Consider the following 7,452-nt stretch of genomic DNA (forward strand, 5'->3'; position numbering starts at 1 on the left):
AACTTACAAAAAAGAGCCTTACAGATTGCCCACTTAGTGCGCTTGATCCCAGTTTTCACCGCTACCGACTTCCACCAATAACGGCACTGCAAGCGTGGTGCTGTTTTCCATTAACTCATGCACCTTCTTCGATACGCTATCCAGATCGTCTTTGTGCACTTCAAACACCAGTTCATCGTGCACCTGCATGATCATCCGCACGCGCGGTTTTTCGCTCAGCAGCCAGTCATCAACGGCGATCATTGCCCGTTTAATAATATCCGCCGCCGTTCCCTGCATCGGAGCGTTAATCGCTGCACGTTCCGCGCCCGCGCGGCGCGCGCCATTGCTGGATTTGATATCCGGCAGATACAGACGACGCCCTTCCAGCGTTTCGACATAGCCCTGCTCTTTCGCCTGCGCGCGGGTACGTTCCATGTAGTCCAGTACGCCCGGATAGCGTTCGAAATAGAGATCCATATACTTCTGCGCTTCTTTACGCGGGATATTCAGCTGACGCGCCAGACCAAATGCGCTCATACCGTAAATCAGGCCAAAGTTAATCGCCTTCGCGCTGCGGCGCTGTTCATTACTGACGCTTTCCAGCGGTAAGCCAAATACCTCTGCCGCGGTGGCGCGGTGAATATCCTTACCTTCCGCAAACGCCTTCAGCAGCCCCTCATCGCGCGACAGGTGCGCCATGATGCGCAGCTCAATCTGCGAATAGTCGGCAGACACAATCAGATAGTCCTGAGGCGCAATAAACGCCTGACGAATACGACGACCTTCGTCATTACGTACCGGAATATTCTGCAGGTTAGGATCGGTCGAAGAGAGACGCCCGGTCGCCGTCACCGCCTGATGATACGAAGTATGAACGCGGCCGGTTTTCGGGTTAATCATCAGCGGCAGCTTATCGGTATAGGTCGATTTAAGCTTCGCCAGCCCACGATACTCGAGGATCACCTTCGGCAGCGGATAATCCAGCGCCAGTTCCTCCAGCACCTCTTCAGAAGTCGACGGCGCGCCGCCAGGCGTTTTCTTCAGCGGCTTGATGCCCTGCTTTTCAAACAAGATGGTTTGCAACTGTTTGGTAGAAGAGAGGTTGAACTCCTCACCGGCAATCTCATGGGCACGTTGTTCCAGCTCAACCAGACGCTTAGCGATCTCCTGCGAATGCGCATGTAGCACCGCCGGATCGATCTTCACGCCGTTGCGCTCAACCCGCGACAGCACCGGCACCAGCGGCATCTCGATATTTTTAAAGATATTCAGCGGGCCTTCATGCTGCTGTAGTTGCGGCCACATCTTCAGATGCAGTTGTAGCGTCACGTCAGCATCTTCCGCGGCGTAACGCCCTGCCTCTTCCAGCGCAATCTGATTAAAGGTGAGCTGATTTTTCCCCTTACCGGCAATCTCTTCAAAGGTGATGGTTTTGTGTTTCAACCAGCGATCGGACAGGCTATCCATATCATGTCGACCCGCGACGCTGTCGAGGGTGTAGGATTCCAGCATGGTGTCGAAGGCAATACCACGCAGTTCAATGTCGTAGTTGGCCAGGATGCCGCGATCGTACTTCAGGTTTTGCCCTACTTTTAGCACCTTGTCATCTTCCAGCAGCGGCTTGAGCAGCTCCAGCACGCGTTCACGTGGGATCTGGTCCGGCGCGTCGAGATAATCATGGGCTACCGGCACATAAGCCGCAACGCCAGGCTCAATCGCGAATGACAGGCCAACCAGATTGGCGGAAATGTTATCGAGGCTATCCGTTTCGGTATCAAAAGCAAATAGCGGCGCTTTCTTCAATCTGGCAATCCATTCGACCAGCGTCGCTTCATCCAGGATTGTCACATAATGCTCAGCAGAGAGCGTCGCGGCGACCTCTTCTTCCACAATCACCGCGGCTTCAGCTGGTTTCGCCGCTGGTTTAGCGCCTTTCCCCTGTAGCCATTTACCGGATTCGACATCGGTGATCCAACGTTTGAATTCATATTGCTTAAAGAGCGCCAGCAGTTCATCAGCCGCCGGCTGCGCAACTAACAGCTCTTCGCAACCCAGATCCAGCTCCACATCGGTTTTTATTGTGGCGAGTTGATAAGAGAGGTAGGCCACCTCTTTGTTCTGCTCCAGCTTCGCCGCCATCGTTTTCGCGCCGCGGAAGGTCAGCCCGGCGATTTTTTCTGGTTCCGCATAGAGCGCATCCAGACCGCCCAATCCCTGCAGTAGCGCCTGCGCCGTTTTTTCCCCTACGCCCGGGACGCCAGGTATGTTATCTGAGGAGTCGCCCATCAGCGCCAGGAAATCAATAATCAGTTCCGGCGGTACGCCGTACTTATTCACGACCTCTTCCGGGCCGAGAATAGTGTTGGTCATGGTGTTGATTAAGGTAATGCCCGGCGTCACCAGCTGAGCCATATCTTTATCGCCGGTGCTGATCAGTACCGGACGGCCCACTTTTTCCGCTTCGCGAGCCAGCGTGCCGATAACGTCATCCGCTTCAACGCCAGGCACCGCCATCAGCGGCAGCCCCATCGCCTTCACCATCTTGTGCAGAGGTTCGATCTGCGCGCGTAGATCGTCCGGCATCGGCGGACGATGTGATTTGTAGTGCTCAAACAATTCGTCACGGAAGGTTTTCCCTTTGGCATCAAATACCACGACGGCATGCGTCGGCTGATACTGCAGGATCAGGCTACGCAGCATATTCAGAACGCCGTACATTGCACCGGTAGGCTCCCCTGCGCTATTGGTTAGCGGCGGGAAGGCGTGGTAAGCCCGGTAGAGATAAGAGGAGCCGTCGACGAGGATGAGAGGGTTTTCTGGGATCTGAACCATAATTTCCGTGCCTGTTTATCAGATTATGGGTAAAGGATGCCACAGACGGGCATGAAATCCTGAATTTTTCCCGCATTTAGCCGAAAAGATTCATCGCAGAGGTGAATCGCTGCACAATATTATCTGTGGATAACTTTGTGCATAGTTTTATCGCCTCAGCCAAAAAAGCCTAAACCATGTAACAAAGAATCTTATAAATCATTATATATCAATGCATTAATTATGCACCCAAGGCTATATATGCTTCATGATGACTCAATGTTCCATGTGGATATAAGATTCGCGTTTTTTTCTGTTCTGGTAAGACCCGTTATTTGCCGCGTTTTCTGGTAAAATCAGCCCCTTGCGCGGTTTAAGAACGTTCTTTGCCGGCCTAACTTTCTGAATAAACTAACTATGTCGAGATTTCTCGCTGCGATAACACTCCCGCTGAGTATCGCCCTTACCATCTTAGTCACCATTATCTGTTCCGTGCCGATTATCATCGCCGGGCTGATTAAACTGCTGGTACCTATCCCGGCGGTTTGGCGTTCTATTTCCGTTTTTTGCAATTTCATGATGTATTGCTGGTGCGAAGGACTGGCGCTGCTGCTGCATCTCAACCCATGGTTGAAATGGGATGTTCAGGGGCTGGAAGGGCTGAATAAAAAGAACTGGTATCTGCTTATCAGCAATCATCACAGCTGGGCGGATATCGTGGTACTTTGCGTCCTGTTTCGCAAACATATCCCGATGAATAAATACTTCCTCAAGCAGCAGTTGGCCTGGGTACCCTTTATCGGCCTGGCCTGCTGGGCGCTTGATATGCCTTTTATGCGCCGCTATTCGCGCGGCTACTTACTGCGCCACCCGGAACGCCGCGGTAAAGACGTCGAAACGACTCGCCGCTCATGTGAAAAATTCCGTTCTCATCCGACAACCATCGTCAATTTCGTTGAAGGTTCAAGGTTTACCGTAGAAAAGAAGCGCGAGACGCGCTCGCCTTACCACAACCTATTGCCGCCTAAAGCTGCGGGCATTGCGATGGCATTAAACGTCCTCGGCGCACAGTTCGATAAGCTACTGAACGTTACGCTGTGCTATCCGGACAATAATGCCAGGCCGTTTTACGATATGTTAAGCGGTCGCCTGACGCGCATCGTGGTACGTATTAATCTGGTGCCGATTGGCGAGGAACTACACGGTGATTACGTCAATGATAAAAACTTTAAGCGCGGTTTCCAGCGCTGGCTGAATGGGCTTTGGGAAGAAAAAGATCGCCAGCTCACTGACATTATGCAAGGTAACGAAAAGTCGTAACTATTTAGTCGATAAAAAAAGCCGGTCAGTGACCGGCATTTTTTTATTTCTTTTCAACCAGTTGTTTCACAGTATCTGCGTACTGGGAGACAAACGCGTCCATATTGCTGGTATCCATACCCTGCGGGTTCAGCTGGTATTTACCATTAACAAACATCGCCGGAACGCCCTGCAGCTGTAAATCGGCTGCGGCTTTCTCTTGTTGGGCGACCAGAGACTTCACCACAAAGCTGTTCCATGCCGCGTCGTAATCTTCACCTTTCACGCCCGCATCAACGAAGACTTTACGGATGTCGGCAGTGGACTGCACGGTTTGGGTTTTCTGTACCGCTTCAAACATCGGCGCGGTTACTTTATCTTCAACGCCCAGCGCGATCGCCACAGCCCACGCCTGGGTCAGGTCTTTACCCAACGGGCCCAGGAATTCAACGTGATACTTGGTCATTTTGGTGCCTTCCGGCAGTTTCTGACGTACGTTGTCGGAAACGTGCAGCACTTCTTCAAACTGATAGCAGTGCGGGCAGTAGAATGAGAAGAACTCAAGGACCTGAGGTTCGCCTGCAACCGGCTTATCAAGGGTGGTGTACTGCTTGCCGTCGGTGATCTGGGCAGCGGATGCACTGAAAGCCAGAATCATACCAGCCAGCGCCAGCCAAATTTTTTTCATGATTATTTCTCTCCTGATATATCACATTAATACATTGGCGTTAACTGAAGAGGGGGTTCCTGCAGAACCTTCACCTGCTCAAGAAATGTTGCAGTCTGCCCGCGCCAATAATCTTCCCCGGTTAACCATGGGAAATTTATAGGGAAAGCAGGATCGTCCCAACGCCTGAGCAGCCACGCCAGATAATAAACTAAACGCATGGCGCGTAAAGGTTCGATGAGAGCGATTTCGTCCGTATTGAACGGACTGAATTCTTCATAGGCCTCAATGATGGTCTCCAGCTGCATGCGCTGTTCGGCTTTATCGCCATTCAGCAGCATCCAGAGATCCTGTACTGCCGGGCCGGTGCGGGCATCATCTAAATCAACAAACAGCGGACCATCGCGCCACAGGATATTGCCGGCGTGGCAGTCGCCATGCAGACGAAGCGTATCCGCACGCCCGTGCCACCGTGCCCTGACGGCATCGATGAGTTTATCAGCCGCACTCAGGAAATCAGCCTTCAGGCCAGATGGAATAAGCGTCGCCTGTTCGAATACCTGACGTGGTTCCAACAGATATTCTTGTACGCCAATCTCCGGGCGCGCATTAAAACGCTGCTTACGACCGGTCTGGTGCAGGCGGCCAAGATAGCGCCCGACCCATTCTATTTGGTCAAGATTATCCGCTTCGAACTGGCGGCCGCCGAGGCTTGGGAAGACGGCAAAGAAGAATCCTTGATGTTGATGTAGCGTGCTGTCGTTAAATAAGAGCGGCGCGGCAACGGGCACTTCATCTTCTACGAGTTGAAGCGCAAACTGGTGTTCTTCGAGGATCTGTTCTGCAGACCAGCGTTCAGGACGATAGAACTTCACCACATAGCGGCGGCGGTCTTCGTCCTGAAACTGGTAAACACGGTTCTCATAGCTATTAAGCGGAGTCAGACCGGAGTCGACCCGCATTCCCAGATCGAATAATCCATCAATGATGGTATCCGGGTGAAGCGTCTGAAAAGTAAAAGCGTTATCGTGCATCCTGACATCCGATAATCGTACGAATGCTTCAGGATATCATCTCGTAGCCGGTTTCGCGGCAGCACTTACAACCTTTTACTCTTTAATAACACCGCGCGCGCGTAACAGTGCGGTTTTAAAATCCTCTTCATAATCTTTCTGAATACCCGGGATGACGGCCTCTTTCGATGAATCACGCATCTTCAGGTGATAAATCAGAATATCATCAGAAAGATCGGCTAGTTCACCTTTATAACCTGCTTCCGCCGCCAGTTTCTGCAAGAATTGCATCAGGTTCAGTTCAGGTTCTTTTTGCCAGGCTGGCTGGAGAAGCTCAATTACTTCATTCAGGCGTTTACATTTCATAGTCATGCTCCTTACTCTTGATAGGGACAAGTTAACAGGGTCAATCCCACAATGAAAGAGGCGATATTAATATGCAAAGCGAGGCAATAACCGGCGTCGTGCTGGCGGGTGGAAGAGCTACGCGCATGGGCGGTGTTGATAAGGGATTGCAGTTGCTGAATGGTCGTCCTCTCTGGCGTCACGTTGCGGATTCATTAGAGCCGCAGGTAGGCAGATTAGTGATTAGCGCTAATCGCAATCTTGAGTATTGGCATACTAGCGGATATGCCGTTTATCGCGATACCCAAGCTGATTATCCAGGGCCACTGGCCGGAATGCTTGCCGTTATGCAGCAGGTAGATAGCCCATGGTTTGTATTTTGCCCCTGCGACACGCCGTTCATCCCCTCTTTTCTGGTCGAGCGCTTTCTACAACAGAAAGCTTCAGCGCCGGTGGTTTGGGTACACGATGGCGAGCGCGATCATCCCGCCGTTGCATTAGTCCACCGACGAATTATTCCGGAGCTGGAGACTTATCTGGCTCATGGAGAACGCCGGGTGATGGTCTTTATGCGTCAAGTGGGCGGGCACCCGGTGAATTTCAGCGATGTGAAATCAGCATTCATCAATGTGAATACGCTGGATGATTTGCAGCAGATGCAGGAGTCATCATGATCCCATTACTGGCGATCGCCGCATGGAGCGGTACCGGGAAAACAACACTATTAAAACGCCTCATCCCTGCACTCTGCGCCAAAGGATTACGCCCGGGACTGATTAAGCACACTCATCATGATATGGATGTCGATAAGCCAGGCAAGGATAGTTACGAATTGCGCAAAGCTGGCGCTTCGCAAACTATTGTCGCAAGCGCGCAGCGTTGGGCGCTGATGACAGAAACCCCTGATAAACCCGAATTAGATCTTCAATGGCTGGTAAGCAGAATGGATCCGGAAAAGTTGGATTTCGTTTTGGTGGAGGGTTTTAAGCATGAACCTGTACCGAAGATCCTGCTTTTCCGGCAAAACAGCGGACATCGTGTAGAAGAGTTAGTGATTGATGAACATACGATAGCAGTGGCCAGCGATGTGCCCATCGCGACGTCACTTCCGCTGTTGGATTTAAATAATATTCCACAGATCGCGACGTTTATTGCGAGTTGGTTAAAGAGGCAATAGCGGTGATATAGGTGGGATTTTCCCGGAGGCGGTGCTGCGCACCTTTTTCGGGCTACGCGGTCTGTAGCCCCGGTAAGCGCAGCGCCACCGGGGGAATGGCGGCGCGTCTGGCCGCAAAACACAAAAACAAAAGGCTCAGTCTTCCGACTGAGCCTTTT

General features: G+C 51.8%; 7 protein-coding genes. 3 read left to right on the forward strand and 4 right to left on the reverse strand.

Features of this window, described 5'->3' with window-relative positions; genetic code table 11:
- Positions 1–33 precede the first annotated feature (33 nt).
- Positions 34–2,814, reverse strand: coding sequence for a DNA polymerase I (polA, locus tag ACSEMK_RS21680; protein WP_430915447.1), 2,781 nt, complete (start codon positions 2,812–2,814; stop codon positions 34–36).
- A gap of 396 nt (positions 2,815–3,210) precedes the next feature.
- Between polA and ACSEMK_RS21685 the strand changes: the two genes are divergently transcribed.
- Positions 3,211–4,113 (forward strand): acyltransferase, encoded by a 903-nt coding sequence (locus ACSEMK_RS21685; protein ID WP_430915448.1) that lies wholly within the window; start codon positions 3,211–3,213, stop codon positions 4,111–4,113.
- Between the two features lie 43 nt (positions 4,114–4,156).
- On the opposite strand, the gene dsbA is transcribed toward ACSEMK_RS21685, so the two are convergent.
- The 3 genes from dsbA to ACSEMK_RS21700 all read right to left on the reverse strand — a co-directional run bounded on the left by dsbA (position 4,157) and on the right by ACSEMK_RS21700 (position 6,138).
- Positions 4,157–4,780, reverse strand: coding sequence for a thiol:disulfide interchange protein DsbA (gene dsbA, locus ACSEMK_RS21690; protein WP_015368980.1), 624 nt, complete (start codon positions 4,778–4,780; stop codon positions 4,157–4,159).
- Between the two features lie 26 nt (positions 4,781–4,806).
- Positions 4,807–5,793, reverse strand: a complete 987-nt coding sequence (locus ACSEMK_RS21695; RefSeq protein WP_411325991.1) for a serine/threonine protein kinase — start codon at positions 5,791–5,793, stop codon at positions 4,807–4,809.
- A 75-nt stretch (positions 5,794–5,868) separates the two neighbouring features.
- Entirely contained in the window at positions 5,869–6,138 is a 270-nt protein-coding gene (locus tag ACSEMK_RS21700; RefSeq protein ID WP_015368982.1) for a YihD family protein, read from the reverse strand.
- Positions 6,139–6,209: 71 nt separating this feature from the next.
- Between ACSEMK_RS21700 and mobA the strand changes: the two genes are divergently transcribed.
- Complete coding sequence (gene mobA, locus ACSEMK_RS21705; RefSeq protein WP_430915449.1) at positions 6,210–6,791, forward strand: molybdenum cofactor guanylyltransferase MobA; 582 nt, start codon at positions 6,210–6,212, stop codon at positions 6,789–6,791.
- A complete protein-coding gene (gene mobB / locus ACSEMK_RS21710) occupies positions 6,788–7,294 on the forward strand; it encodes a molybdopterin-guanine dinucleotide biosynthesis protein MobB (protein ID WP_411325990.1) in 507 nt (168 codons plus the stop codon). The genes mobA and mobB overlap by 4 nt, the downstream gene beginning before the upstream one ends.
- Positions 7,295–7,452: the final 158 nt, after the last annotated feature.

This window comes from Klebsiella sp. K-3, from assembly GCF_051207495.1.
Taxonomy (GTDB): domain Bacteria; phylum Pseudomonadota; class Gammaproteobacteria; order Enterobacterales; family Enterobacteriaceae; genus Klebsiella; species Klebsiella aerogenes.

What these genes read in the sequence shown, in the direction of transcription:
- ACSEMK_RS21685 (WP_430915448.1), top strand. Translation starts at nt 3,211, where the DNA reads ATGTCGAGATTTCTCGCTGCGATAACACTCCCGCTGAGTATCGCCCTT.
- mobA (WP_430915449.1), top strand. Translation starts at nt 6,210, where the DNA reads ATGCAAAGCGAGGCAATAACCGGCGTCGTGCTGGCGGGTGGAAGAGCT.
- polA (WP_430915447.1), bottom strand. Translation starts at nt 2,814, where the DNA reads ATGGTTCAGATCCCAGAAAACCCTCTCATCCTCGTCGACGGCTCCTCT.
- ACSEMK_RS21695 (WP_411325991.1), bottom strand. Translation starts at nt 5,793, where the DNA reads ATGCACGATAACGCTTTTACTTTTCAGACGCTTCACCCGGATACCATC.
- ACSEMK_RS21700 (WP_015368982.1), bottom strand. Translation starts at nt 6,138, where the DNA reads ATGAAATGTAAACGCCTGAATGAAGTAATTGAGCTTCTCCAGCCAGCC.
- mobB (WP_411325990.1), top strand. Translation starts at nt 6,788, where the DNA reads ATGATCCCATTACTGGCGATCGCCGCATGGAGCGGTACCGGGAAAACA.
- dsbA (WP_015368980.1), bottom strand. Translation starts at nt 4,780, where the DNA reads ATGAAAAAAATTTGGCTGGCGCTGGCTGGTATGATTCTGGCTTTCAGT.